General features: G+C 37.3%; 24 protein-coding genes. 3 read left to right on the top strand and 21 right to left on the bottom strand.

The window, feature by feature from the left end; all coding sequences use genetic code 11:
* Positions 1 to 92 precede the first annotated feature (92 nt).
* A complete protein-coding gene (gene gdhA / locus AB3I34_RS02155) occupies positions 93 to 1439 on the bottom strand; it encodes an NADP-specific glutamate dehydrogenase (protein WP_010712422.1) in 1347 nt (448 codons plus the stop codon).
* A gap of 137 nt (positions 1440 to 1576) precedes the next feature.
* Between gdhA and AB3I34_RS02150 the strand changes: the two genes are divergently transcribed.
* A complete protein-coding gene (locus AB3I34_RS02150) occupies positions 1577 to 2863 on the top strand; it encodes an NAD(P)/FAD-dependent oxidoreductase (protein WP_010712421.1) in 1287 nt (428 codons plus the stop codon).
* 40 nt (positions 2864 to 2903) lie between these two features.
* Here AB3I34_RS02150 and abc-f read toward each other — a convergent pair whose 3' ends face one another.
* A complete protein-coding gene (abc-f, locus tag AB3I34_RS02145; RefSeq protein WP_025189371.1) occupies positions 2904 to 4370 on the bottom strand; it encodes a ribosomal protection-like ABC-F family protein in 1467 nt (488 codons plus the stop codon).
* A 245-nt stretch (positions 4371 to 4615) separates the two neighbouring features.
* Between abc-f and AB3I34_RS02140 the strand changes: the two genes are divergently transcribed.
* On the top strand, positions 4616 to 5122 hold the full coding sequence (locus tag AB3I34_RS02140; protein WP_002366637.1) for a hypothetical protein: 507 nt from the start codon (positions 4616 to 4618) through the stop codon (positions 5120 to 5122).
* 25 nt (positions 5123 to 5147) lie between these two features.
* Here the strand turns inward: AB3I34_RS02140 and AB3I34_RS02135 are convergent, their stop codons facing one another.
* Entirely contained in the window at positions 5148 to 6542 is a 1395-nt protein-coding gene (locus AB3I34_RS02135; RefSeq protein ID WP_010712419.1) for a 6-phospho-beta-glucosidase, read from the bottom strand.
* A gap of 141 nt (positions 6543 to 6683) precedes the next feature.
* Between AB3I34_RS02135 and AB3I34_RS02130 the strand changes: the two genes are divergently transcribed.
* Positions 6684 to 7682: a LacI family DNA-binding transcriptional regulator gene (locus tag AB3I34_RS02130; RefSeq protein WP_002357697.1), complete on the top strand. Its 999-nt coding sequence runs from the start codon at positions 6684 to 6686 to the stop codon at positions 7680 to 7682.
* Positions 7683 to 7717: 35 nt separating this feature from the next.
* Here AB3I34_RS02130 and AB3I34_RS02125 read toward each other — a convergent pair whose 3' ends face one another.
* From AB3I34_RS02125 to AB3I34_RS02040, 18 genes are all read right to left on the bottom strand, one after another.
* Positions 7718 to 8980, bottom strand: coding sequence for an ABC transporter permease (locus AB3I34_RS02125; RefSeq protein ID WP_002357698.1), 1263 nt, complete (start codon positions 8978 to 8980; stop codon positions 7718 to 7720).
* Positions 8973 to 9872 carry an ABC transporter ATP-binding protein gene (locus tag AB3I34_RS02120; RefSeq protein ID WP_010712418.1) on the bottom strand — a complete coding sequence of 300 codons (900 nt, stop codon included), beginning with the start codon at positions 9870 to 9872 and terminating at the stop codon, positions 8973 to 8975. Before AB3I34_RS02120 ends, AB3I34_RS02125 begins: the two co-directional genes overlap by 8 nt.
* Positions 9873 to 9976: 104 nt before the next feature.
* The gene (locus AB3I34_RS02115) at positions 9977 to 10234 is read right to left on the bottom strand and encodes a DUF3884 family protein (protein WP_010712417.1); all 258 of its coding nucleotides are present in this window, start codon (positions 10232 to 10234) and stop codon (positions 9977 to 9979) included.
* Between the two features lie 151 nt (positions 10235 to 10385).
* Positions 10386 to 12182: an excinuclease ABC subunit UvrC gene (gene uvrC / locus AB3I34_RS02110; RefSeq protein WP_002366633.1), complete on the bottom strand. Its 1797-nt coding sequence runs from the start codon at positions 12180 to 12182 to the stop codon at positions 10386 to 10388.
* 164 nt (positions 12183 to 12346) lie between these two features.
* The gene (gene trxA, locus AB3I34_RS02105) at positions 12347 to 12661 is read right to left on the bottom strand and encodes a thioredoxin (RefSeq protein WP_002357703.1); all 315 of its coding nucleotides are present in this window, start codon (positions 12659 to 12661) and stop codon (positions 12347 to 12349) included.
* 97 nt (positions 12662 to 12758) lie between these two features.
* Positions 12759 to 15125 carry an endonuclease MutS2 gene (locus tag AB3I34_RS02100; RefSeq protein WP_010712415.1) on the bottom strand — a complete coding sequence of 789 codons (2367 nt, stop codon included), beginning with the start codon at positions 15123 to 15125 and terminating at the stop codon, positions 12759 to 12761.
* Positions 15126 to 15235: 110 nt separating this feature from the next.
* Positions 15236 to 15784: a CvpA family protein gene (locus AB3I34_RS02095; protein ID WP_002357705.1), complete on the bottom strand. Its 549-nt coding sequence runs from the start codon at positions 15782 to 15784 to the stop codon at positions 15236 to 15238.
* 19 nt (positions 15785 to 15803) lie between these two features.
* Positions 15804 to 16247: a cell division protein ZapA gene (gene zapA, locus AB3I34_RS02090; protein ID WP_002357706.1), complete on the bottom strand. Its 444-nt coding sequence runs from the start codon at positions 16245 to 16247 to the stop codon at positions 15804 to 15806.
* 268 nt (positions 16248 to 16515) lie between these two features.
* Positions 16516 to 18618 carry a heavy metal translocating P-type ATPase gene (locus AB3I34_RS02085; protein WP_010712414.1) on the bottom strand — a complete coding sequence of 701 codons (2103 nt, stop codon included), beginning with the start codon at positions 18616 to 18618 and terminating at the stop codon, positions 16516 to 16518.
* A gap of 121 nt (positions 18619 to 18739) precedes the next feature.
* The gene (locus AB3I34_RS02080) at positions 18740 to 19744 is read right to left on the bottom strand and encodes an ATP-binding cassette domain-containing protein (protein ID WP_010712413.1); all 1005 of its coding nucleotides are present in this window, start codon (positions 19742 to 19744) and stop codon (positions 18740 to 18742) included.
* On the bottom strand, positions 19741 to 20412 hold the full coding sequence (gene modB, locus AB3I34_RS02075; RefSeq protein ID WP_002357709.1) for a molybdate ABC transporter permease subunit: 672 nt from the start codon (positions 20410 to 20412) through the stop codon (positions 19741 to 19743). The genes AB3I34_RS02080 and modB overlap by 4 nt, the downstream gene beginning before the upstream one ends.
* A gap of 8 nt (positions 20413 to 20420) precedes the next feature.
* Positions 20421 to 21221: a molybdate ABC transporter substrate-binding protein gene (gene modA, locus AB3I34_RS02070; RefSeq protein WP_010712412.1), complete on the bottom strand. Its 801-nt coding sequence runs from the start codon at positions 21219 to 21221 to the stop codon at positions 20421 to 20423.
* Between the two features lie 18 nt (positions 21222 to 21239).
* Entirely contained in the window at positions 21240 to 22211 is a 972-nt protein-coding gene (locus tag AB3I34_RS02065; protein WP_010817256.1) for a molybdopterin-binding protein, read from the bottom strand.
* A 3-nt stretch (positions 22212 to 22214) separates the two neighbouring features.
* Complete coding sequence (locus AB3I34_RS02060) at positions 22215 to 22697, bottom strand: MogA/MoaB family molybdenum cofactor biosynthesis protein (RefSeq protein WP_010712410.1); 483 nt, start codon at positions 22695 to 22697, stop codon at positions 22215 to 22217.
* Positions 22690 to 23124 carry an MOSC domain-containing protein gene (locus AB3I34_RS02055; RefSeq protein WP_002357714.1) on the bottom strand — a complete coding sequence of 145 codons (435 nt, stop codon included), beginning with the start codon at positions 23122 to 23124 and terminating at the stop codon, positions 22690 to 22692. The genes AB3I34_RS02060 and AB3I34_RS02055 overlap by 8 nt, the downstream gene beginning before the upstream one ends.
* 2 nt (positions 23125 to 23126) lie before the next feature.
* Complete coding sequence (gene moaA, locus AB3I34_RS02050; protein WP_075575360.1) at positions 23127 to 24101, bottom strand: GTP 3',8-cyclase MoaA; 975 nt, start codon at positions 24099 to 24101, stop codon at positions 23127 to 23129.
* Entirely contained in the window at positions 24098 to 24607 is a 510-nt protein-coding gene (moaC, locus tag AB3I34_RS02045; protein ID WP_002369470.1) for a cyclic pyranopterin monophosphate synthase MoaC, read from the bottom strand. Before moaC ends, moaA begins: the two co-directional genes overlap by 4 nt.
* Positions 24608 to 25370: 763 nt before the next feature.
* Entirely contained in the window at positions 25371 to 26573 is a 1203-nt protein-coding gene (locus AB3I34_RS02040; RefSeq protein WP_002397253.1) for a molybdopterin molybdotransferase MoeA, read from the bottom strand.
* Positions 26574 to 26584 lie beyond the last annotated feature (11 nt).

Genomic DNA, 26584 nt, shown 5'->3' with positions numbered 1-26584 from the left:
TTGTTTAATTTTAACTATTTAATTAGAGATATTTATTCTCTTAATCAAACAAACCAATAAAAAATGCTAGGAAATCCTAGCATTTTTTGTTATTAAACGAGTCCTTGACTTAGCATCGCTGCCGCTACTTTTTCAAAGCCAGCAATATTCGCACCTAAAACAAAGTTATCTCGTTCCTGATATTCGTTAGCTGTATCACGACAAGTCTCATAAATGTTTTGCATAATTTGATCTAGCATACCGTCAACTTTTTCAAAGGACCAAGCTAAACGTTCAGCATTTTGGCTCATCTCTAAGGCAGAAACCGCAACACCACCTGCATTAGCGGCTTTGCCTGGACAATAAATTACAGCTGATTTAGCAAAAACGGCGACTGCTTCTAGTGTACAAGGCATATTTGCGCCTTCTGCCACGACTTTCACTCCGTTTTTCACTAAAATAGCGGCTTGCTTTTCGTTGATTTCATTTTGTGTTGCACATGGTAACGCAATGTCATACGCTGTTTCGAAATCCCAAACAGATTCTTTATCATAATAAGTTGCGCCTTTACGTGTTTCAACATATTTTGAAATGCGTTCACGATTTTTTTCTTTTAGTTCTTTTACTAACGCCACATCAATTCCTTCTGGATCATAGACAAAACCAGACGAATCGGAACATGTGATTACTGTGGCGCCTAGCTCAGTTGCTTTTTCCATGGCATAAATTGCGACATTCCCGCTACCAGAAACAGCGACTTTTTTGCCTTCAAACGTATCGTTTTTATCTGCTAATAAATGTTTAACAAAATAAACCGTTCCATAACCCGTCGCTTCTGTTCTTGCTTGGCTTCCCCAGTATCCTAAAGGTTTGCCAGTCAACACTCCTGCATCATAGTTGCGCAAGCGTTTATACATGCCAAACAAATAACCAATTTCACGAGCGCCTACGCCAATATCGCCTGCTGGAACATCTGTACTTGGACCAATATGTTTTTGAAGTTCGGTCATGAAACTTTGACAAAAGCGCATCACTTCAGCATCTGACTTACCTTTTGGATCAAAATCACTACCACCTTTGCCGCCACCGATTGGCAAACCAGTTAAACTATTTTTAAAAATTTGTTCAAAGGCCAAAAACTTCATCACACTTAAATTCACACTTGGATGAAACCGCAAACCACCTTTGTATGGTCCAATCGCTGAATTATATTGGACACGATAGCCTCTGTTCACATGCCAGTTGCCCTGGTCATCTTGCCACGGCACACGAAATTGAAAAATACGTTCAGGTTCAATCAAGACACCTAAAACATTTGCTTCAATGTATTGAGGATTTTTTTCTAAAAAACCTTCTACGGTTGGTAAAAACTCATCGACTGCTTGTAAATATTCTGTTTGACCTTGGTCTAATTGGTGAATCTTTTCTTGAATATTTTTAACATATTGTTTTGCGTCCATTTAATCATCCTCTCATTGTTATAGGTTTATTTTAACTGAAAATTCAAAAATTACCATAGTCAAACGTTTATTTTTTCCTTAAATCCAGAAAAAATCCCGTAATTATGGTACACTACCTATTGAATTGGAGGAGAACTATGAAGAAATTTGATGTAATTATTGTCGGTGCTGGGACGAGTGGTATGATGGCCACGATTGCGGCCGCAGAAGCTGGTGCTCAAGTATTATTGATTGAAAAAAATCGCCGTGTTGGGAAAAAATTATTAATGACTGGTGGCGGCCGCTGTAATGTAACCAATAATCGGCCCGCAGAAGAAATCATTTCATTTATTCCTGGGAATGGAAAATTTTTATACAGCGCATTTTCACAATTTGATAACTATGATATCATGAACTTTTTTGAATCCAATGGTATTCACTTAAAAGAAGAAGATCACGGACGCATGTTCCCTGTTACAGATAAATCGAAGTCAATTGTTGATGCGCTATTTAACCGCATTAACGAATTAGGAGTTACTGTTTTTACAAAAACACAGGTCACAAAATTACTACGAAAAGACGATCAAATAATTGGCGTTGAAACCGAACTGGAAAAAATTTATGCACCGTGTGTTGTATTAACAACTGGCGGCCGCACTTATCCTTCCACGGGAGCAACTGGTGATGGCTATAAACTAGCCAAAAAAATGGGGCATACCATCAGCTCGCTCTACCCTACCGAATCGCCTATTATTTCTGAAGAACCTTTTATCCTTGATAAAACGTTGCAAGGTCTCTCTTTACAAGATGTTAATTTAACTGTTTTGAACCAAAAAGGAAAACCTTTAGTTAATCATCAAATGGATATGCTGTTTACACATTTTGGCATTTCAGGACCTGCCGCGCTCCGCTGTTCTAGTTTTATTAACCAAGAATTAACTCGCAACGGCAATCAACCTGTCACGGTAGCCTTGGATGTGTTTCCGACAAAATCTTTTGAAGAAGTGCTGAAAAATGTTGATTACATGATTGAGGAACAGCCAAATAAAGTGGCAAAAAATGCCTTTCATTCTTTAATACCAGAACGGCTGCTCACTTTTTATCTAGAGAAACTAGCAATTGAAGAAGTGCCTGCCAAACAACTAACAGAAAAGCAACGTCTTTCCTTTGTGGAACTACTGAAAGACTTTCAGTTCACTGTTACGAAAACATTGCCTTTGGAAAAATCTTTTGTCACAGGCGGTGGGATTTCCCTCAAAGAAGTGACCCCTAAAACAATGGAGAGCAAATTAGTCAATGGTTTATTTTTTGCTGGTGAACTTTTAGATATTAATGGCTATACTGGAGGCTACAATGTTACAGCTGCATTTGTCACTGGACATGTTGCTGGCTCCCATGCCGCAGAAATTGCAGAATACACCTATTTACCAATTGAAGAAGTCTAAACAAAAAGTCGCTAAAATAGCGACTTTTTGTTTACTTTTTTTATTTATCAATAAATTCCCCGTTTTCTAAATAAATAGTGCGGGTGGCTACTTTTTCCACAAACGTTTCATCATGCGAGGTGAAAATTACTGTTCCTTGATAGGCACTTATAAATTCTTCAAGTGCTTGGATTGTCTCTAAATCAAGAAAATTGGTGGGTTCATCCAATAAGATAATATTATTTGGTTCTATAAACAGTTGCGCCAAAGTAATTTTTATGGCTTCGCCACCACTTAGAGAAGATATCTTTGTCTGTAAATTTTCTTGTTGAAAACCTAGCCGATATAAAAGTGAACGCACAATCTTTTCAGAATAATTTGTCCGCTTCAATAAATAAGTCAACAGTGGTTCATCATTTTTTAATCGATAATCTAATTGATGATACGTTCCTAACCGGACTTTGGGAGAAAAGTAAATGGCCGGGTGACGAGCTTCAATTTGTTGAAGGAAGGTACTCTTCCCAGCACCATTTTTTCCACAAAGTGCTATTTTTTCGTTTAAAGGAATTTGAACGTTCACTTGGTTAAGAATTGTTCGATTCTCATAAGCGAAAGTTAAATTTTCAATTCTAATTGGATATGGATTGTATAAAGAGAACTGATTATTAGTAGGAAAAATAATTTTTCGCTCTTGTTTTGCTTGCGCAACATCGGGTAATCTGTCAATTCTGGCATTAATCGCTTTCGCTTGTTTTTGGAGTGCTTTTTGTACGGTATCTTTTTGTTTAGAACCAGCTAAACGACTAGGTTTAATTTGCTTTTGTTTTTGTTTTTTTGAAACATGACTAGATTTTTGCGCTTGTGCTTGTTTCTTTGCGTAAGATTCCTGTAATTTTTTCTTTTCCTTTTGATATTGATGATAGACATTATATTGTGTTTGCTGTTCCAATTCTTTTTGACGACAATACGCATCGTAGTTTCCTAAATATTCTTTGACATGTCCATCCGAAACTTCCCAAATTTTCTCTGCTAATTGATTCAAGAAAAAGCGATCATGACTAACAAACAAAACGGTCCCATAATAATACGTTAAATCCGCCACTAACAACTGACGATGTTCTTTATCTAAATGTGTGGTTGGTTCATCTAAAATAACCCCGGTTGGATACTCTGAAAATAATGTTGCTAAGCGTTTTTGGACTTTTTCGCCACCACTTAGTTTTTGATTTTTCTGATTTAGCAAACAGTTTTTGTCAGTTTTCTCTGATTCATTCGTTATTTCTTCAGCTACTTGTGCCAAGTAATGAAAGTCGTTCAATCTTTGAACTTTTCCTTTATCTGATTGAATCTTACCCATAATTAAATTGAGCAGTGTTGATTTTCCTGCGCCGTTTTTACCAATAATCCCAATTTTTTCATTTTCATATACAAATAATTCATCAATTTCTAGAATTGTTTTTCCCGAAAAGTGAATACTTACTTCTTTCAGATGAATACTTAATTTTTTCATTTTGCCCTCTTCTTTCATTTCTGAAACGAAAGAATCTTGGGTACGCAAAAAAGGACAGCCTAATCGCTATCCTTGTAGTTTCGTATAAAAGTACACACGTCACCCATGAATTTTAATTTCAGACTTTTTGATAAGATTTATTCAATTTATTTTGTCAAAAAGTCAATCCAAATTCTGATAGATGCCAACATACAATTATACCTCCTCGTTTAATTACTCCCACATTAACACCTCTGCTTTCTTTTGTCAATTCTGACCCTAAAATCAGAGAATCGGACTTTAGTAGGATACAATTTTACCGAAACTATGGCAAAATAAAGACGGAGGTGAAAACCATGAAGATTACATTGACACGAAAAACATCAGCTTGGGGCGCGTTACGCTATTTTACATTTTATAAAAATGGTGTGCATCAAGGGAAGCTTTTTACTAATGTACCTATTGAAATTGAGGCTGATCCTGGGGATGTTTTAACGTTCTATGAAGGCTGGTTCCAGTTTTATCGGCGCATTGAAGTTACTGAAGATACCAAAGAAATCACGATTATCAATTCTAAAAAATTGCAACACGTTTTTTATACCTGTGTCGTCTTATTTTTAATTTTAACGCTATTATTCCTTTCCGCACAGAAACTTTCGACATTTATTATTGCTGAAATTTTAATTTACTCTGGTATTCAGTGGCTGTTCCGGCAACAAACCTATCATTTTACTGTCAAGAAAAAAACGGAACCCTTTGCTTCCTATTCTAAAAAAAGTATCGCACACTAAACGAATCTTTAGCGTGCGATATTTTTTAATTACTTTTCATTAATTCGGCCACATATGTGACTGTTTCTGGTTGTGTTTCTTCAATTTTATTAATCGCATCTGCAAAATTCGGTAAATGTGCTTTGTGGGCAATTAATAATTCGTCCAACAAGGTCTTCGCCATGACGCCGCCAGGAACTAATGGATTAATAGTGAAAGCATGCAATGCTGCGCCGTAATCACCATTGATGGCTGCTCGAATAACCGTTTCTTCCATAGCTTTCATATTTTGAATAATTCCTCGTGCTGCTGGCGGAAAGGCTCCCCAGTTGTAAGGTTCATGGCCATGTGCTGTCACAGGACCAGACACTTCTACAACACAATCATACGGTAAATCAGTAATTGTCCCATTGTTTTCAGTAGAAACAACCATATCCGTTCGTTTATCATTATAAATTGATGCAATCATTTCACAAGCTGCATCGCTATAGTGTGTGCCGCCCCGTTCTTCTAATTCTTTTGGTTTGTAATCTAGTTTGGGATCTTTGTATAGTTCAAACAGACGACTTTCCGTTTCTTTAACCACTTGTGCTCTTGTTTCGCCCCGTTCATACTCTTCGATGGAATGCTTCAACATCTCATCTTCAATATAATAATAGCGATGATAACCACATGGTAACATTCCTAAATCTTTCAACTGTTCATAATGGAACGGCGCATCAAAAATATTTTTCAAATGACTTTCTTGCTCTTGCTTAGGCCCGTAAATTAAATCAATGAGTTCTTGTGTTCGCTCTTGTCCTTCTTTGTCCCAAACGCGGTGCCAATGGAAATGATTAATTCCAGCAAATTTAAAGAATAAGTCTTCTTCTGGAATTCCCAGCATTTCGGCCGCTTGTTTTCTATGACCAATCGGCACATTACATAAGCCAACTGTTTTTTTCCAACCGCCATGTTTAATTGCGGCTTCCGTAACCATTCCAGCTGGATTGGTAAAATTCACTAACCAAGCATCTGGGCAAAGACGTTTCATATCGTCAATAATAGCTAAAATGACAGGAATTGTTCGAAATGCTTTAAACATTCCTCCAGCGCCATTTGTTTCTTGGCCTAATACCCCATGGGACAAAGGAATCCGTTCATCTTTAATGCGAGCATCTAATAATCCTACACGAAACTGTGTTGAAACAAAATCCGCCCCTTTTAAGGCTGCTTCACGGTCCAATGTTAAATGAACTTCCCAATCTAAACCAGCAGCTTTAATCATGCGCTTCGCCATTGCACCAACGATTTCCAATTTTTCTTTACCAGCTTCAATATCGACTAACCAAATTTCCTTAATTGGCAGTTCATCTTTTCTTTTAATGTATCCTTCAATTAATTCAGGTGTATAACTAGAACCGCCACCAATTGTTGCAATTTTTAATGCTCCTCTTGTCATCCGTCTTCTTCCTCCTTGATTAAATTGTTATCGTTTACATATTTAGGATAAATTATGGGAATGTTCCCATGTCAAGCACTATTTTCAAAAAAATGTATGCTATACTTCTTATAAGAATACATTCCACTTTGGAGGTAAAAAATGACGTCTATCATTGATGTAGCAAAAGTTGCCGGTGTCTCGAAATCGACTGTTTCTCGCTTAATTTCTGGAAAAGGATATGTGAGTGCCGATAGTCAAGAAAAAATTCTCAAAGCAATGAAAGAATTAAATTATACCCCGAATTATGTGGCGCGGAATTTACGAGCAGGTGCCACAAAAACCATTGGCTTTTTAGCCCCTAGCTATTTAGGTTCCTTAGGTATTTTCTTGAATCGCTTTATTTCAATTGCCAAAAAATACAATTATTCCGTAACCTTATTTTTTACAGATGGCGATCAGCAGAAAGAAATTGATGCCTTGAACCAATTAAAATACAAACAATTAGATGGCTTGTTTTTATTGACACGAACAAATGAATGGTCGGTGATTGAGCCTTACAGCGCGTATGGCCCTTTAGCAACCTGGCATCGTATCGATTCACCCAATATATATTCTTCCTACATTGATCATTACTCTGGTTATTATCGTTCCTTAGAATATTTACAACAACAAGGATACCAAAAAATTGGTCATGTCCTCGGTAATCCCGAAAATTTAAACACGCACGCACGAAAACGTGCAATGAAAGATTTTTATGAAAACACTCAGGCACCTTGGCAAGCTGAATGGCTGATTAATGATCAGTATACTAACCATTCTGGTCGTAAAATTGCCCATTACTGGCAACAATTAACCGACAAGCCGGAAGCTTTGGCCTTTTATAATGATCACGTAGCAGCTGAGTTTATTTCAGAACTTGAAAATCTAAATTATGCCGTTCCTCGCGATGTCGCTGTCATTGGCTTTGATAATAGTTATGTCAGTGAGTTGATGCATATTACGACTGTTGATTATGCCATTCAGTATCAAGCCGAAAACTCATTTATTTACCTATACAACCAATTAAATCAGACGAAGATTCCTGAAAAAAAATTAACCGTTCGTCTAGTTGAACGACGAACGGTGCCTAAAAAAGACCCGGCAGATCAGTCACTTTGACTGATTTACCGGGTCCTTTTAGAGTTAAACAAAAATTATTTATGCTTTTGTTCATTTTTTAAAATAGAAATTGACTGTTTTAAGGATTGAATCATGCCGCCTTCGCTGTATACAAGAACGTTTGATTTGTATAAACGAGCAGAGAAGATTGTTAAAATAATTCCAAAAACTGCCAAAATCACTAATGAGACAATTGCTTCCATTGTTGATGCCGTTTCGGTCGCCAAGCGTACTGGCATAATGTATGACGAAATCAGCGGAATAAAGGAAGTCACTTTCACCACGATATTTTGTGGATCATTCGTCCCAAACGTAATGCCAATCATATAACCGATTAAACCAATATACATGATGGGCTGAACTGCTTTTGCTGTATCCTCTGGTTTGGAAACAAGAGAACCACAAAGTGCTGCCAAAACAGCAAAAACGAGAATACCAATAATGAAAAAGCCTAATGTAAAAATAAAGGTTGATGAAAAAATACTTTGTGGTGAAATACCACTTAATAGACTTTTCATAAAATCAAGATTTTTCAATTGAGAATAGCCGAGAACAAACGCCACTCCGTAAATGAAAATTTGTGTTAAAGCTACTAGAATAACCCCAGTTAATTTGCCATAAAAATGGGTTTGCGCTTTTGTACTAGAGAGAATAACTTCCATGATTCTAGTGCCTTTTTCAGAAGCAATCTCTTGGGCAATAATTGAAGAATAACTGCTGATGAAGACAAATAACAAAATTGTTATCCCCATTGCTAACGCCATTTGAATCCCTGTGTTATCTTCTCCTGTTTTTATTTTGCCATTTTCATCAAAACTAATTTTGGCTTTTTTAAATGTTGCTTGTTGATTCAACATGGCAACTTGCTCAGCTGTTAGGTTTAAACGATTGGCATTCGCCATTGTTTGTAATTGGTTTAACATTTGAGGAATTAGCATCTCGGTTGCATTTCCTAAAGAGCGTTCAGAGTAAAGCTGACCAGAAATCTGATTATCTGTAGTGTCCAAAAGTAAATAGGCATCAATTTTCTCGTCTTTTAATTGTTCTTGGGCCTTTTTCTCAGAAGAAACAGCTTTGAAAGAAAAGTCCTCTGTTTTATTCTTTGTCAACTCTTTAACCAACGCTTGGTTTTCCGAAACCAGACCAATGGTAGTATCTCCTGAAAAACCGCTAGCTAGAGAGCCCGCTAAGTAAACAATTCCTACAAGAAGAAATGGCGCTAAAATCATGATTAAGAAAGACAGCGACTTCACATTTTTCTTATAGACATCAGTCGCAATAATCCAAAATTTACTCATCTTGCCCACCTACTTTCATTTTGAAAATTTCTTCCAATGTTGGTGGTTGTTGATTAAACATTGGAATGTAGCCGTTGGCTGTCGCTTTATCAAACAACACTTTGCCTACTTCAGCGTTTTCTAATGTCGCTTCTAAGACGCCATCTTGTCGCAAGTGTGCTTCTTTCACACCTACTGTAGCAGCAACTTCCTCAACAGATAACGGTGATTCTAAGAATAATTTTGTTCGACCAAATTGTTGTCGAATTTCATGAACCTGACCATCTAAAACCATGCGTCCATTTTTTAACATGACTAAATGGTCACAGATTTTCTCCACATTGTCCATATTATGACTGGAAAAAATGACACAAGAACCTTGATTTTTCAATTCAATAATGCCGTCTTTTAATAATTCTGCATTAACTGGATCCAAGCCGCTGAATGGTTCATCTAAAATAATTAACTTCGGTTCATGAATAAGTGTCGCAATCAATTGAACTTTTTGTTGATTTCCTTTTGATAAAGATTTAACTTTATCTGTTTTTTTGCCTTTAACTTGAAATTTTTCCATCCAAAAGTCAATTTTAGGTTCAATTTCTTTTTTAGTTTTCCCCCGCAATGAAGCGAAATAAATTAGTTGGTCTTCAATCGTAATTTTAGGATATAAACCCCGTTCTTCTGGTAAATAACCAATAATATTGTACTCTTTTTCATTTAATGGTTGACCATTCCATAAAACCGACCCGCTATCTTGTGTTAAAAAATTTAAAATCAAGCGAAATGTAGTTGTTTTCCCGGCACCATTTTGGCCAATTAATCCTAAAATTTTCCCGTCCGGTATCGTAAAGGATACATGATCAACTGCTTTAAAATCCCCAAAGGTTTTGACTAACTCTTTTACCTCTAACACATAAACGCCCCCTTCACTTTTTCTAAACCGCTGTTTAGTTACTCATATCGTATCTTTCCTGTGTTGGCTTGTCAATGACAATTGTTATGGAAAGATGTTGCACTTTAATCAGACGCTTTATTTTCTGCTAAGCGAAAAAGACCATCCGTCTCGGCAGAAATATACACTTCATTGGCGGACAAGCCTGTGCTTTCATAAAATTTATTTTTAAATTCCTTTGCCGATTTTGATGATTGACAGACCCAAATTCGACCTGTACGATTCAGCCACGTCCCCAATTCATTCATTAAACGCTCATCAATCAGTAATTGATTTGGTACTTTTTTAAATTTTATTTGATAAACGGGTGTTAGTATTTTCATGATCAGACGTCCTCTCTTTTAAGTTAGTATTAGTATATCACGAAAGAAATCGTTATCATATTTTCTTGAGAGTTCAACTTTTCATGAAAAAATTGAATAAAAAAAACAGACAAATTAGGAAAAGCACCTAATTTGTCTGGTTCATTTTCATTTATTTTTCTATCTCAGAGGTTGTTTCTTGGTGCAAATGACGATACACATTCTTTGCGACAGTTTCAGGTAACCCAGCTTTTCTTAATTCTTCAACACTGGCTGCCGTAATATTTTTAAGCGATTTAAATTCTTTTAAAAGATTTTTTTTGCGTTTTGGTCCCAAACCTTCAATGTTATCTAATTTGGAAGCAAAACTATTTTTACTACGTAATTGACGATGGAATGTGATGGCGAAACGATGGACTTCATCTTGGATTCGTTGCAACAAGAAAAATTCTTGTGAGTTTCTTTCCAATGGTACAACTTCTAAGTTTGGACCAAATAAAAGTTCACTCGTTTTGTGCTTGTCGTTCTTGGCTAATCCAGCTACAGGAATATCGACTCCTAGTTGATTGGCTAACACATCTTTAGCAACATCGACTTGACCTTTACCACCATCGATTAAAATTAAATCAGGAAAAGGCAAGCCTTCTTTTAAAACTCGTGAATATCTGCGATAAATGACTTCTCTCATAGAAGCGTAATCATCAGGACCTTGGACGGTTTTTATTTTATATTTTCGATACTCATTTTTAGCTGGCCGTCCGTCAATAAACACAACCATCGCAGAAACAGGGTTTGTTCCCATAATATTTGAATTATCAAATGCTTCAATTCGAATGGGCGCAGGTATGTTCATCGCATTGCCTAATTTTTCAACTGCGCCAATTGTTCGTTCTTGTTTCCGTACAATCAAATCGAATTTTTCATTTAGAGCAACTGCAGCATTTTTACTGGCTAATTTAACCAGTTTTTTCTTTTCTCCCCGTTGCGGCTGCAAGATTTTCGTAGCTAATAAAGCTTCAACGCTTTCTTTATCAATGTCATCAGGAATCAAGACTTCTTTTGGCACAAAATGCTCATTCTCTTGATAAAATTGTCCAATAAAAGTTAAAAATGCTTCACTGGCATCATCATAAAATGGAAAAATCGATACATCACGTTCGATTAATTTTCCTTGTCTGACAAAGAATACTTGGACACACATCCAGCCTTTATCAACAGCATAACCAAACACATCACGATCAATTAAATCTACATTCGTCATTTTTTGGCGGGTCATAACTGTTTCAATCGCTTTAATTTGATCGCGAAATTCTGCAGCTTTTTCAAATTCCATATGCGCAGCTGCATAAGCCATTTTTTCTTGTAAGCGGTCTTGAATTTCTGTATGTCCACCAGAGAGAAACCCTTTAATCTCTTCCACCATATCTTTGTAGACTTGCGGATCCACATCAAAAGCATAGGGACACAGACATTGTCCTAAATGATAATACAAACAAGGTGTTTTTTGCGACGGATTACATTTTCGCAAAGGAAAAAGCCGATCTAACAGTTTCTTTGTTTCATTCGCTGCATTTACATCTGGATATGGTCCAAAATATAACGCTTTGTCTTTTAAAACCTTTCGAGTAATCATTAAACGAGGATATTTTTCGTTTGTGATTTTAATAAAAGGATAGGTTTTATCGTCTTTTAACATGATGTTATATTTGGGATTATTTTTATGGATTAAATTAATTTCTAATAAAAGTGCTTCAATATTCGATTCTGTCACAATATATTCAAAATCATCGATTTCACTGACTAATCGTTCTGTCTTAGTATCATGGCTACCACGAAAATAAGACCGGACACGGTTTTTCAAAATTTTGGCTTTCCCAACATAGATAATCGTGCCGTTTTTATCTTTCATTAAATAACAACCAGGTTGATCAGGAAGCAATGCTAATTTATTTTTTATTCGTTCGTTCATACGATACTTCCTTTCTAACAAAATGCTTCATCTATTATACACCTCTTTTTGTAATTAAACAAAAAAAGCCGCTACTTTATGTACGAAAGAAACAGCCTGAAAAGACAATCGCTAATGATTTCTCTTCAGACTGAATCAGACTATTCGTAATGACTAATCAACGTTTATAAGTGTTTGGCAATCATTGCTTGCAATTGGTCTTTTGTATGAACACCGACTGCTTTTTCAACAACTTCGCCATCTTTTTTCAATAGCAATGTTGGGATGCTCATGATTCCAAAACTTGCTGGTGTTGCAGGATTTTCATCCACATCCATTTTGACGATTTTCACTTCGTCTTCATCATATTCTTCAGATAATTGTTCTAAGATGGGTGCTTGCATACGACAAGGGCCACACCAAGTTGCCCAAAAGTCGATTAAGACTAATCCTTCATCTGTTTCTGTTGCAAAATCTTTATCGGTAATTGCTTGTGTCATTTCACAAACCTCCTACTCTTTACTCTTATTACATGCTTAGTATAACACGTCATCTCTAAGATAGCGAGTGTTCTGCTTACTTATTGTAAGTCCTTGTTTATTGGAATTTTACGACAGTCGCACCATTACCACCTTGGTTTTGTGGCGCAAATTCATAGCTTTTCACACTACGGTGATTTTTTAAAAATTCCGTTATTCCAGTTCTTAATGCACCTGTTCCTTTGCCGTGAACAATGGTTACTTGTGGATAGCCCGCTAGAATCGCAGCATCAATGTATTGGTCAACTTCTGCCAATGCTTCTTCGTAGCGTTTGCCACGTAAGTCTAGTTGTGTGCCAACATGACTGCTTTCTGCAGAACGAACCGTTGTAACTCTTGGTTTTGCTTCTTTTTGTGGAGCGACAGGCGTCATATCCTCTTCAGATACGTTCATTTTTAAAATGCCTAATTGGACTTGCCATTGTCCTTTGCCGTTGTCTTTTAATAATGTCCCTCGTTGGCCGTAAGTATTGACAATTACTTCATCGCCAGCTTTTAATTTTTTCTGCTCTTTCGCCTTCTTCAGCACTTTGTTTTTAGCAAGCTTGGTTTCTTCGTGGTGTAATTGAGAAAGTTGTGTTTTCGCATCAATTAACTGATGTTCTTTGACACCACCTTGTTGGCCACTTTCCAATTGCATTTTGCGAATATCAGAAATAATGGTTTCTGCGTTTTCTTCCGCTTCTGCAATAATTTTATTCGCTTCTTTCCGCGCTTTTTGTAATTCTTTTTCTCGTTCTTCAAAAAATACTTGATAGGCTTCTTTCAGTTCCTTATGCAAAGCGGCCGATTCATCGACATAGTGGCGAGCTTCTAAATATTCAGTTTCGGCCATTTTGCGACGGTTTTCCAAGTCTTCAATCATTTCGTTTAAATCTTGACTTTCACCGTCCATTATTTGTTTTGCAGCTTCAATAATACTGTTGTCTAATCCAAGACGTTTCGAAATTTCAAAAGCATTACTTCGGCCAGGCACGCCAATTAATAAACGATAGGTTGGACTCAAAGTATCTACATCAAATTCCATACTGGCATTGATTGTTCCAGCTCGATTATAGCCATACACTTTTAATTCAGGATAATGGGTTGTTGCCATCACATAGGCTCCTTTAGCACCCAATGAATCTAAAATGGCAATCGCTAAAGCGGCTCCTTCTTGCGGATCTGTCCCAGCACCTAATTCATCAAATAGTACTAAACTTTGATGATCGACTTTCTTTAAGACAGACACGATATTCGTCATATGTGAAGAGAAAGTACTTAAACTTTGTTCAATCGATTGTTCATCCCCGATATCCGCAAATACTTCTGTAAAAATCCCCATTTTACTCTCTTCTTCAACTGGAATAGGTAATCCAGCTTGACCCATTAATTGTAAAAGACCTAACGTTTTCAGAGTAATGGTTTTCCCGCCGGTATTAGGCCCTGTAATCACAATTGCTTGATATTCTTCACCAATCACAATGTCATTGGCTACAGCTTTTTCTGGATTCAATAGTGGGTGCCGGGCTTGTTTAAAAACTACATGATTTGCTTGACTAATTTCTGGAACAACTGCTTTTAGTTCTTTTCCTAGTCGCGCCTTAGCATTAATAAAATCAAGTTTACCGATGACATAAGCATTATGCGTAATTTCTCGGCGATAAGGGACCAACTCAGCCGACAGTTCTGCCAAGATGCGAGTAATCTCATTTCTTTCGGCAATTTGTTGTTGTCGCAAGCGATTATTCATTTCTAAAATTTGTTTAGGTTCAATAAATAAGGTTTGACCTGAAGCACTTTGGTCGTGAACCACGCCACCAAAAATATTTTTATATTCTTGTTTGACTGGAATCACGTAGCGTTCATTTCGCATAGTAACAAGGGCATCACTTAGGTAACGTGCGTTTTTCCCACGAATAATACTATCTAGTTCTTCTCGAATGGTCTGCTCACTACGACGAATATTTTGCCGAATTGCCTTTAAGGCTGGCGAAGCTTCATCTGTGACGTAGCCATCATCATCAATGGCTTGTTTGAGTTGGCGATTTAATTCAGGCAAAACTTCTAGTTGCTCTCGCCACATATATAAACGTTCAAAATCCACTTCATTTTCACTTAACTCATCAAAAAAACGAGTCAGTTCTGAAGTAGTCGACAAGACACGGCCTACTTGTGCTAATTCTACACCATTTAAATCCGCACCAATTTCAATCCGTTTCATGTGTGGTTGGATATTTTCTAATTTAGGAATGGGGATTCCACCACGTAATCGTTGAACTTTTAAACCATCCTGTGTTTCATTTAGCCATGATTGAATTTTATTTTCATCAGCAATCGGTAATAATTCCGAAACTTCGTTTGTCCCCTGAGCTGTCACAATAAATTGCAACAACTGTTGTTTTACTTTATCAAACCCTAATGTTGATAGAATGCGCTGATTCATTTTTCCACCTACTTTTCTAACTTTTTCATTTGTTGAAAAGACTGAGACATAACATAAGAAGTTTCGCTTTGCTCACTTACTTCTTATCTCTATCTCAGTCCCATTCAGCTTTATTTCGTAATTGGTTCAACCCATAATTCATATGCTTGTTTTGTTAGAATTGGGGTATTTTTTACAATGCCTCGTGCCAAGCCACTTGACCGAAACTGATTTTGGACAATATCTGACGGAATCATTGACGCCGTAGCTAACACTAGAAAAAGACCCACGTATAATACAAGAACACTTAATACGCCACCTAATAGTCCATTTACCTGTTTCAAAACTGGAATAAATGTTAATCCATGTAAAAAGATAGCTAAAAAACGAACGACTAACCAGCCTGCAAACAGCAATAATAGAAACGCAACCGCTGAATAAAAGGCTTTGTCCAAGTCTAAAGAAATCTCTTGATTAAAAAAGACAAGCTTTGACGTTGGCGTAACCGATGGATATGGAATATACAATTCTAAATGAGAAGCGACCTCTTTGTAATAGGTTCGAGCAACAAAATATGAAATTAAGTAACCCACCGAATAGAGCACTTGTAAAATCAAGCCTCGTTTAGCTCCTGTATAAAATCCAAAGGCTAAAAGTAATAAAATAAGTATTGTTAACATCTTGTCATCCTTTCAGGAACTACTCCGAAACACCTTTATTTTGAATCTGCTGTTTTCGATTTTCATTCAAAATTTGTTGGGCTTCCACATGATTATGAATTTCTACATCTTCTTGTCCATTCTTTTTCAAAACATCTCGTGCTTCTTCTTCGATAATTTCCATTCGGCGCACACGATTCTCTAATTCAGCCAAACGAATGGTTTTCTGTTTTAAGTCTGCTACTTGTTTTTCCAATTTTAAAGCATATTCTTGTTTTTTTAGTTGATCTGAAATTGCATTAATTGCTAATAAAACAGAAGCTTGTTCCGTATCAGTTTGCGGAGAAAGATGTTTAATTTCCGCCAGTTGTTCGTTGACAATTTTTGTGACTAAATCCATATGTTGTTTTGACTCTTGGCCAATAATTGTATACGTATGGTCTGCAATGATTGCTTTATATCGTGTTTTTTCATTTGATGCCATGTTGAGGTTCCCTCCTGTAAATCAATCCATTCTTGCTTATTGTACCATGAAAAAAAAGCGAAGCGCAATTTTCGTACAAATTCTCTCTTATTATATGCCACAAAGCGAAAAATTTAAAGATTTCTTTACAAGAACTCTGGCAATTTAAGAACGAATAGAAATTGTGTAGGAGAAAAAGCGTGGAACAAAAAGTCAAAGTGATTTTTGTCCCACGCTCAAAACCTGATAATCAGCTAAAAATGTTTGTTTCAGCTGTACTTTTTAAGGCTTAGTTATTATCTTGCATCTTTTCTACACGTAAACAACGCATAGCATTTAAAACAGCGATAATAGTTACACCAACATCAGCAAAGACTGCTGCTTGCATTGAAGCCAAGCCTAATGCACCTAGTACCAAGACAATGATTTTAACAGCAATCGCAAAGATAATGTTTTGTTTAACAATTCTCAATGTTTTTCTTGATAATTTAATCGCAGAGGCGATACGACTTGGTTCATCATTCATAATCACCACATCAGCTGCTTCAATTGCCGCGTCACTTCCTAAACCACCCATGGCAATCCCAACATCAGCCCGGGCTAAAACAGGTGCATCATTCATGCCGTCACCAACAAAGGCAACTTTGTTTTTAGGTGAAGATGCTTTTAACAACTCTTCTAAACGATCCACTTTGCCATCTGGTAAAAGTTCTGCATAAACTTTGTCAACACCAACTTCTTTTGCAATAGCTTCTGCAACTTGTTGATTGTCTCCAGTCAGCATAACAGTTTGTTTGACCCCTTCAGCTTTTAATTCTTTTATTGCTGAAATGGCGTCTGGTTTCAATTGATCCGCAATCACTAAGTAGCCTGCAAATTGATTATCAATAGCGACAAAAATTAAAGTTCCCGCTTCCTTCACTTCTGGTGCTTCGATACCAAATTGTTTCATTAACTTCGCATTACCGACTAAAACTGTTTTACCTTCAATTGTGGCTTTGATACCGTGTCCGGCAACCTCTTCAATTGCTGTTGCTGGAACAGTTTCTTTGCCATAGCTTTCTTTAATAGAAATAGCAATAGGATGAGTGGATAATTGTTCTGCTGTTGCTGTTAAACGTAACAACTCTTCTTCAGGTAAAACAACACTAGTTATGTTTTGAACCACAAAATTTCCTTTTGTTAGCGTACCAGTTTTATCAAAAACAATCGTTTCCGTATTCGCTAAAATTTCTAAATAGTTGCTTCCTTTAATTAAAACACCTAGTTTGCTGGCTCCGCCAATTCCACCGAAGAAACTTAAAGGAACAGAAATGACTAAGGCACATGGACAAGAAATAACCAAGAACGTTAATGCCCGATAAACCCATTCATTAATAGAAGTATCAGGGAAAATAAATGGTGGAATCACTGCCAATAAGACAGCTAAAACAACGACAACTGGTGTATAGTAACGAGCAAATTTAGAAATAAAGTTTTCTGCAGGGGCTTTTTTACTGCTAGCATTTTCAACTAAATCTAAAATTTTGCTAACTGTTGAATCCCCAAATTTTTTCGTAACATTAATGGTCAAGGCCCCATTTTTATTGATAAAACCACCTAAGATTTCATCGCCGACTTTGACCGTTCTTGGAACGGATTCACCAGTTAACGCAGAGGTATCTACCATACTTGATCCATCAATAATTTGACCATCTAATGGAACTTTTTCACCTGGTTTCACTAATATTTGTTGCCCAATTTCAATTGTATCTGGAGCGACCGCTTTTATTTGTCCATTTACTAAAAGATTTGCTGAATCCGGACGAATATCCATTAATTTGGCAATTGATTTTCTGGATTGATCAACCGCAGCACTTTGGAACCATTCGCCGACCTGGTAGAACAACATTACTGCCACAGCTTCGGGATATTCCCCAATAAAGAATGCCCCAATCGTTGCCACAGACATTAAGAAATTTTCATCAAACACTTCCCCACGAAAAATATTCGTTACCGCTCGTTTGACAATGTCGCCACCAATTAAGACATAAACGACTAAATAAGACGCCAAAGCAACCCAATTATTACTTGGCTTAATGATAATAAGTGCTAAAAATAAAACAAATGCAATAATGATACGAATTAAGCGATTCTTATTTGGATTACGTCCCTCTTCTTCTTTGACATCTTTTAAAGAAATAACTTTGACATCTGGTTCTAACTTACCAATCACTGCACGCGCTTCATTTTCGACTTCTAAATCATGTCCTGATTCAACTTCCAGTGTCATCTTTTCAGCCATGAAGTCCACACGCGCTTTTTCTACTCCGTGAATTTTTTGGACAGATTTTTCAATTTTGTCTGCGCAACTTGCACAATCAAGTCCTTCTAGTTTATAACTCTTTTGCATTTAAACACCTTCACTCCCTATATAATAGCGATTATTCCGTTTACATGAATAACCTTTCATGAATCTATTATAAATGAAGATGCAATCATATGTCAACCGCTTCACGTAATCTTTTTCTATTTTATAGACATAATGGCATAATTGCTGTAGGTGGAATGGATAACTGAGTAATAACTTTCGGATTGAGTCTATTGCTGCCTTTCCACCAAATTTTGGTTTGTTGGTGTTGAAACCAAGCACTTTGTTCAAAAGGTGCTGACAATGTTTGTAAGTGATGCACTTCGATTTGATTGGTTGCCTGCGGTTCTGTTGTGAAATCATGGGCCCGAATACCTATAGAATGACAAGAAATAGGAACTTCTTGTGTAACCATTAGTGTTTGTTGCCAGCCAATCACTTGGACTCTGTGCGCATCTATGCGTTTGACAGGCCAAATATTTTTACAACCAGTGAGTTTAGCTGCTTCAATCGTTTGAGGTTGGTTAAATAATTGATTTGTTGCATCAAAAAGTGTTTGGTTTTTTGTGATTATCACTAAACTCTGACATAACTTATACAGTTCATCTAAACTATGACTCACAATTAAGGCATGTTGATTTAAATTACTTAATCGCTGTTGAAGTTCAATTTGCAGCTCTTCCTTTAAGGGTGCATCTAATGCGGAAAATGGCTCATCTAATAATAGGTAAGCCGGCTGAGCCGCTAGCATTCGTGCAAAAGCCACTCGCTGTCTTTGTCCTCCAGAAAGTTGACTAGGATATTGTTGTTGGACTTTAGTTAAGTGAAAAGACGCAAGCAATTGAGTGACCAATTGTAAATCTTTTGTCACGCACGTCAGATTTTCTACTACCGATAAATGAGGGAACAACGCATACTGTTGAAACAAAAGACCAATTTTTCGTTGTTGCGGCGACAAATTGATCTTTTGTTCAGCATCGAATAAGACTTGATCATTTAAAACAATCTGACCTTTATCCGCAGTCTCAACACCTGCAATACATTTTAATAACATACTCTTGCCACAACCAGAAGCTCCTAAAATTCCTGTTGTTTGAGTCTTTGTTTCAAACTGAATTTGCAAAGTATGACTTTTCAATTCTTTTTGAATATCAACAATTAATCTCATTCCGATCTTCTCCAAGCGCGCTGACTAAAAAATTCCGTAAAAAATAAAATAATCAGGCAAAGTAATAACATAATCACAACATATTGATTGGCTAAGCGCCAATCCCCACTTGCTACAGCAGAGTAGATAGCTAAAGGAAGCGTTCTTGTTTTGCCAGCAATATTCCCTGCTAACATTGTCGTCGCTCCAAATTCGCCTAACCCGCGGGCAAAGGCTAACACGCCACCGGCCAAGAGACCGTTCATCGACAAAGGTAACGCAATTTTTCTAAAATATCGACTTTCCGAAAATCCGAGTGTCTGGGCCACAGCCAACAATTCACTATCCATTTGTTCAAACGCCGTTAAGGCTGAACGATACATTAAAGGAAATGAAACAGCAACGGCAGCAATAACCGTAGCTGGCCATGAAAAAACAACTTGAATGGCAAAAAAATCAAGTAAAAACTGGCCCACTGGTTGCTGAACACCAAAAATAGTTAAGAGAAAAAAACCAAAAACCGTCGGCGGTAAAACTAATGGCAACGTAAATAAACTATTCAAAAGAATTTTTAATTTACGATTTTTCAAACGAAAAACAATATACGCAACGCCTGTTCCTAAAACAAAAGTAAATAAAATGGCGATTATTGCTGTCTGAAAAGATAAAAGAATTGGTCGAACATCCATTTTCCCACCTACTTTGTTAACTTAAAGCCAATATTTTCAAAATATTTTCTGCATTGTTGACTCTGTAAAAAATTTAAAAAAGCATCCGCTGATTTTTGTTTCTTAGAGGCGGCAACTTTACCAACTGGATAGATGATTGGCTTCTTCAAAGCAGCTTCAGGCATGGTCGCAACAATCGCTACTTTTGAATTGGTTGCTGCATCTGTCGCATAAACTAAGCCAGCTTCTGCACTTGCATTAGCCACCCATTCAAGGACTTCTGTTACATTCGTGCCAAAGCTTGCGTGTTTTTCTACATAAGACCAAGCGTCTAAAGCTTTTAAGCCTTCTTCGGCATATTGACCAGCTGGAACACTCGCAGGATCACCAATTGCTATCATTTGGGCCTTTTTTAAATCAGAAAAATCATGCCACTTTGCTTGATCTTGGTTAGGCACGATAAGAACGAGCTGGTTTTCCAATAAAGGAACGACACTTTTCTTATTAATTAGTTTTTCTGCAACCAATGCATTCATTTGTTTTGTCGAAGCCGAGAAAAATACATCGGCTTTTAGGCCTTTTTCAATTTGCATCTGTAATTTTCCAGAACTATCATAGGTTCCAGTTACCTGAATATCTGGATGCTCTTTTTCAAAGGCTGGAATAATTTTCTTCTCCATGACTGATTCTAAGCTAGCTGCTGCCGCAAGGGTTATTTCTTCTTTTTTTGTTGAAACTATTTCTTTTTGCGGCTGATTTGTACATGCAGCAATTAGGGCAACTAAACTGAATAAACTAAGCAAGAACACAGCCTTTTTTTGTTTAGACATTTGAACGCCTCTTTTCTTTTATAAATACCCGCCATAACTCAAGTCAATAATTTCAGATTTTTTAATCACTTCTTTGGCCATTAATCTTGGTAACAACAAATCAAAAACCGTTTTTTCTGAAAATAAAACACCACCTGGTAAGCCAATGATCGTTTGCTCTCCTTTATAAGCTAGCAAAAACATTGAGCCTGGTAAGACTGGTGTCCCATGGGTGACGATTTCAGCACCTGTCTGCTTAATTGCTAACGGTGTCAAATCATCAGGATCTACACTCATACCACCTGTACAAACAATCAGATCAAGACCTTGTGCTAACATCTTTTTGATCGCAACAGTAATTTTTTGCGGCTGATCATCGACAATTTCTTGATTGACAATCGTAACTAAAGGATACGCGGAGAACTTGGCTTTTAACACAGGGTAAAAAGCATCCTCAACCAATCCTGTGTAAACTTCACTGCCAGTAGTTACAATCCCGACCCTTATTTTTTTGAAAGGTTTCACAGAGATTAGTGGCTCAGACGTGCTGAGCTGGCGTGCCTTTTCTAATTGCCCTCTAGAAATTGTTAGTGGAATCACTCGAAAGGCTGCAACTTTTTCATCTTTCTGAACTTCTATATTGGTAATTTTAGTTGACAAGGCAAGACCTTCAATTTCATTTAAAGCAATTAATTTTTCTCGATTGACTTTTAAAAGGCCTCTCGTGCTAGCTTTAGCAACAATTTTTCCTTCATGGACTTCACTCGGCTGACATGAGTCATCTGTTAACAGGTTATACAAAAATGTCGCTGCCTCTTCTTCATGTATTTCTGCTGGATCCAAGGCAACAAACAGATGTTTTTTCCCTAATGATAAAAGAATTGGAATATCTTCTTGAACAACTATATGTCCTTTTTTAAAACACACTTCCTTGGTTTTCCCATAGTCAATTCGCGTAATATCATGACTCAATGGAAGGCCAACTGCCTCTTCTGTTCGAATTGTTTTCATGGTTTATTCCTCATCATGTATGATTTTTTTATTTGTGATTAAATCCAAAGCGTGGGACAAAACAGGCAACAAAAAATGCAAATGTTCTGTTACACTTTTTGGGCTACCAGGCAAATTAACAATGAGCGTGCGTCCTCTTTGAACAGAAACGCCTCGACTTAACATAGCAAATGGTGTTTTTTCCAAGCTAAGTTGACGTAAGCCCTCACTAATCCCAGGAATGATTCGCTCTGCTACACGTAAGGTAGCTTCTGGGGTCCGATCCCGTTCACTCAACCCTGTGCCGCCTGTCGTTAAAATCAAATCACAGGTCTTAGACCACTCTTGCAATAGCTCTACTAATTGATTTTCTTCATCTGGTAAAATGGTTTGTTTGGTTACCTGGTAGAGCACAGGTAACTGTTCACGAATCAAGGGACCCGATTGATCGACAGCAAGCCCTTGAAAGCAACGATCACTTAATGTTACAATGCCCACTTTAAACAACGTCTAACTGGTCTCCTTTTTTAATATGACCTTCTGTCACAACAACTGCAAAAATTCCTTCTCTAGGCATGATGCAATCGCCCACTCGCGCGTAAATCTGACAGTGTTTATGGCACTCTTTCCCAATTTGAGTAACCACCAATTCGGAATCGCCTATTTTCATTTTCGTTCCAACGGGTAATTGACGTAAATCAATCCCTGAGACGATTATGTTTTCCCCAAAAGCACCATTGCCAACCCGAGCTCCTTTTTCATTGAAAGCCGTTATTTCTTCAAAAGATAACAAACTGACTTGTCGATGCCAATTCCCGCCGTGCGCATCATTTTCTAATCCAAAGCCTTTAATTAAGTTGACTTCAGGAATTTCCTTTTTCTGTGTGCCTCTTCGTGGGCTAATATTTATTGCAATAATTTCTCCTGTTTTCATACTTACCCTCCTATTTGTGACATAAATCGTTGTTCTCCTTGTTGTTCCAAGAAAAGATGTTTTTCAGGCTTACAGGCAATGCCACTCTTGATAATCCCTAACAATTCTGCTGTTTGTTCCTTAGCTAAAGCTTCCTTTAACGAGTAGCCGTCTGCAGAATGCAGGCACGTTTTTAAATGGCCGTCTGCAGTAATTCGGATTCGATTGCACGTCTCGCAAAAACAATGCCCTAATGCACTAATAAAACCTATTTTTCCTTTAAAATCTTTTAAGGCGTAATATCTAGCAGGGCCATTGCCCAATGTTTTTTTGTATGGTTGCAACGTTCCATAATGTTTGGTTAAAATGGCTTCTACTTCTTCTTGTTGCTTACCTGGATGCGCCTTCCCTAATCCAATTGGCATCATTTCAATGAAACGAAGGTGCACAGTCTCTTTCTTAGCGATTTCAGCCAGTTCTACAATTGTTGCTTCACTTAGCTCTTTCCTAGCTACAGTATTAATCTTGATATTAGGTAGTCCCACATCAATCGCTTGTTCTAAGCCCGCCAGAACATTCCTTAACTGACCAACTCTTGTTATTTCTCGAAATTCTTCTGGATCCAAAGTGTCTAAGCTAATATTAACGCCGTCCAAGCCCACCTCTTTTAATCCTTGAGCCTCACGAGCTAACTTCATGCCATTAGTCGTTAGGGTTACTTTTTCGATGCCTGAGATTTGCTTTATCCTTTTAATTAAAGAGAGTAAATTTGGTCTAACAAGCGGTTCACCACCTGTTAATTTAACTTTTTTGATGCCTTCTTTCGCTAATATCCTCAATAAAAAAATAATCTCATCATCTGTTAGAAGCTGCTCTTTTTTTAAAAAGCAAAGACCTGTTGCTGGCATGCAATACGTGCAACGTAAGTCACAACGATCTGTTAAAGACAAACGAACATAATCAATTTCACGGTTAAATGCATCTTTCATGCTGTTCACTCATCACTTTCCTTTGATTTAATTGAAGAACGAATGAAATGACCACTACGTCCACCATTTTTCTCTAATAAACCAATGTTTGTCATTGTCATTCCTCGATCAATTGCTTTACACATGTCATAAATTGTTAAGAGTGCTGCCTGCACACCTGTTAGCGCTTCCATTTCAACACCAGTTGAACCCACTGTTTTTGTAAAGCAACGTACTTCTAAACAAGTTTGATTGCGCCAATCAAACTGAATTTCACACTTTGTTAAAGCAACTAAATGACACAAAGGAATCCATTCAAACGTTCGTTTTGCGGCGGTAATCCCAGCTACTCTTGCTACCTGTAATACTTCACCTTTTTTAATCATTTGGGTCTGGATCGCTTCTGCTGTCGCTTCCAACATGTGAATTTCTCCATAAGCGAGGGCTGTTCTTTGAGTGTCATTTTTTTCCGAAATATCAACCATATGCACTTCTCCTTGTGTATTCAAGTGCGTAAATTCCTTACTTTGAACCATTTCTCCACCTCACATTTGACATTTGTTAACGTTTACACAATACTTCTTTTTCAAGTGTATCACTCTTGCATCAAAAAAACAATCTGGCATCCACAATTTTTTTTAGCGAGAAATCGAAGTAAAAAAACGTTAAGCGTCAAAAATTACGTGCTTCGCTTAGTCTGACCAAACTTTTGTCTAAGTTTTAAAACTTGATAAGCAATAAGAGGTCGGGACAGAAGTGCTTAACTCCGAGAACCAAGTAGGTACTGTTCAACATCTATTTGCTTTGCAAATAGTGTTTCTCAGCAATAAGAAGGAATTTCCGAAAATTGTCATAAAACACAACGAGGAACGAATTGATGTTGCATGATACCTATCCGGTGTTCTTTAATTTTTGGAGACCAAGTAGGTATTGTTCATCATCGAATCACTACGTTCTTCGTGATTCTCAACACTTGGAAGGATTAAGATACGCCGAACACTTGTGTGAGAAAGTCAATTTCGGCTTATTTCCGAAGGACCTTCACCAAGTAGGTACGATGATTTCATCTGTTCATGCTTCACAGTGAAACATCGCAACTCTTAGAGCTGTAGCTCTTTTGAAGGCTGTACTGTGACGAGACGCATGTCGAGAAAACACCTTAGAAGTTGTTGAGATCGGAGCAACGCGTAGTGTTGCTTCTGCTCCCGCCGTTTATCAATTTTTAAGCCTGGAACAAAAATCCAAAGTGATTTTTGTTCCAGGCTCTTACTTTCATACTAATCTTAGGTCAGGTTGTCATCAAGTTTGCCAATAATAGACTTTTACAAGCGCGCCTTTTTTGAGTAACACACCAGCTGGTTGTTCTAGTAGGCAATTTGTTTCTAAAGTATTTGATAAATTGGATGAAAGATGACTTTTTGTCACTAAATTTACTTTGCCATCTATTTCTTTCGCTCGGTAAAATCGACGTAGTCTACTGGGGGCTAATTCATGCGCTAAAATTACTGTTCGTTCCTTGAGATTTAACTCGACACAATTAAAAAAAGTAGCTAATAATGTCCAGTAAAAAAGATGTAAATTAACCATTGCCGCAAACGGATTGCCTGAAACGCTTAAAATGAGTGTTTCTTGAAATTTACTTCCCATAACTGGGGTTCCAGGTTTCATATTTACAAAATGAAACAACTCTGTTCCTCCGATACGTTTAATCGCCAAAGGTAAATTGTCCTTTTCACCTACCGAAACACCACCACAAGTAATTAATAAATCAAGTTTTGGTGAAATCTCAATCAGCCTATTCGCTAATTCTTCAGGGTCATCTGAACAATGGTCTAGGTGGATTACTTCATTACCACTCGCTTTGACAAAAGCTGCTAACATGTAGAGATTACTATTATAAATTTTCCCAACTGACAGCGGTTCTTCCAAAGAAACTAACTCACTACCGGTCGCTAAAATCCCCACTTTCATGCGCTTCAAAACAACAACTTTATCAATCCCTTGCATTGCCAACAAACCAATCATACGACTATTAATCTGTTGATGTTTTGCTAAAATTTTTTGCTGAAAAGCAATATCTTCTCCAATTTCCGCATAGTTTTGGCCCGCTGTGACAGAGCGAAAAATTTTAACATGGTCTTGCCCAAAATCCGTCCATTCTTGTGGCACTACAGCATCAAAATCGGTTGGAATAAAAGCACCTGTTGTTATTTTAATCGCACAGTTATTCGTCTGATTACAATAAAACATGGAATCCCCTGCCACTAAAGAACCGACGACTTTTAAACAACTTGGGCTTTCAGCAGTCGCACCTCGTGTTTCTACTGCACGAACGGCATACCCATCCATCCCGGCACGAGGAAAATGAGGAATCGCTGTCTCTGCAAAAATGGTTTCTCCGCTAATCCGTCCCAAGGAATCAAGCAGCGCCACTTCTTCTGTTTCACATTGACTCTTCATATGTTGGGTCATTTTCTCTCGTGCTTCTTCCAACTCGATCATGTTTTAACCAT

Origin of the sequence: Enterococcus sp. C102(2024), from assembly GCF_040888205.1 — a bacterium.
GTDB classification, from domain to species: Bacteria; Bacillota; Bacilli; order Lactobacillales; family Enterococcaceae; genus Enterococcus; species Enterococcus faecalis.
The sequence above is the reverse complement of the archived record's forward strand: the minus strand, read 5'-3'. Positions and strand labels throughout refer to the sequence as shown.

What these genes read in the sequence shown, in the direction of transcription:
- AB3I34_RS02150 (WP_010712421.1), top strand. Translation starts at nt 1,577, where the DNA reads ATGAAGAAATTTGATGTAATTATTGTCGGTGCTGGGACGAGTGGTATG.
- AB3I34_RS02065 (WP_010817256.1), bottom strand. Translation starts at nt 22,211, where the DNA reads ATGAAAACAATTCGAACAGAAGAGGCAGTTGGCCTTCCATTGAGTCAT.
- zapA (WP_002357706.1), bottom strand. Translation starts at nt 16,247, where the DNA reads ATGGCATCAAATGAAAAAACACGATATAAAGCAATCATTGCAGACCAT.
- AB3I34_RS02115 (WP_010712417.1), bottom strand. Translation starts at nt 10,234, where the DNA reads ATGAAAATACTAACACCCGTTTATCAAATAAAATTTAAAAAAGTACCA.
- abc-f (WP_025189371.1), bottom strand. Translation starts at nt 4,370, where the DNA reads ATGAAAGAAGAGGGCAAAATGAAAAAATTAAGTATTCATCTGAAAGAA.
- AB3I34_RS02055 (WP_002357714.1), bottom strand. Translation starts at nt 23,124, where the DNA reads ATGAAAACAGGAGAAATTATTGCAATAAATATTAGCCCACGAAGAGGC.
- AB3I34_RS02135 (WP_010712419.1), bottom strand. Translation starts at nt 6,542, where the DNA reads ATGACAAGAGGAGCATTAAAAATTGCAACAATTGGTGGCGGTTCTAGT.
- AB3I34_RS02130 (WP_002357697.1), top strand. Translation starts at nt 6,684, where the DNA reads ATGACGTCTATCATTGATGTAGCAAAAGTTGCCGGTGTCTCGAAATCG.
- gdhA (WP_010712422.1), bottom strand. Translation starts at nt 1,439, where the DNA reads ATGGACGCAAAACAATATGTTAAAAATATTCAAGAAAAGATTCACCAA.
- uvrC (WP_002366633.1), bottom strand. Translation starts at nt 12,182, where the DNA reads ATGAACGAACGAATAAAAAATAAATTAGCATTGCTTCCTGATCAACCT.
- moaC (WP_002369470.1), bottom strand. Translation starts at nt 24,607, where the DNA reads ATGGTTCAAAGTAAGGAATTTACGCACTTGAATACACAAGGAGAAGTG.
- AB3I34_RS02040 (WP_002397253.1), bottom strand. Translation starts at nt 26,573, where the DNA reads ATGATCGAGTTGGAAGAAGCACGAGAGAAAATGACCCAACATATGAAG.
- AB3I34_RS02100 (WP_010712415.1), bottom strand. Translation starts at nt 15,125, where the DNA reads ATGAATCAGCGCATTCTATCAACATTAGGGTTTGATAAAGTAAAACAA.
- AB3I34_RS02125 (WP_002357698.1), bottom strand. Translation starts at nt 8,980, where the DNA reads ATGAGTAAATTTTGGATTATTGCGACTGATGTCTATAAGAAAAATGTG.
- trxA (WP_002357703.1), bottom strand. Translation starts at nt 12,661, where the DNA reads ATGACACAAGCAATTACCGATAAAGATTTTGCAACAGAAACAGATGAA.
- AB3I34_RS02085 (WP_010712414.1), bottom strand. Translation starts at nt 18,618, where the DNA reads ATGCAAAAGAGTTATAAACTAGAAGGACTTGATTGTGCAAGTTGCGCA.
- modA (WP_010712412.1), bottom strand. Translation starts at nt 21,221, where the DNA reads ATGTCTAAACAAAAAAAGGCTGTGTTCTTGCTTAGTTTATTCAGTTTA.
- AB3I34_RS02095 (WP_002357705.1), bottom strand. Translation starts at nt 15,784, where the DNA reads ATGTTAACAATACTTATTTTATTACTTTTAGCCTTTGGATTTTATACA.
- modB (WP_002357709.1), bottom strand. Translation starts at nt 20,412, where the DNA reads ATGGATGTTCGACCAATTCTTTTATCTTTTCAGACAGCAATAATCGCC.
- AB3I34_RS02080 (WP_010712413.1), bottom strand. Translation starts at nt 19,744, where the DNA reads ATGAGATTAATTGTTGATATTCAAAAAGAATTGAAAAGTCATACTTTG.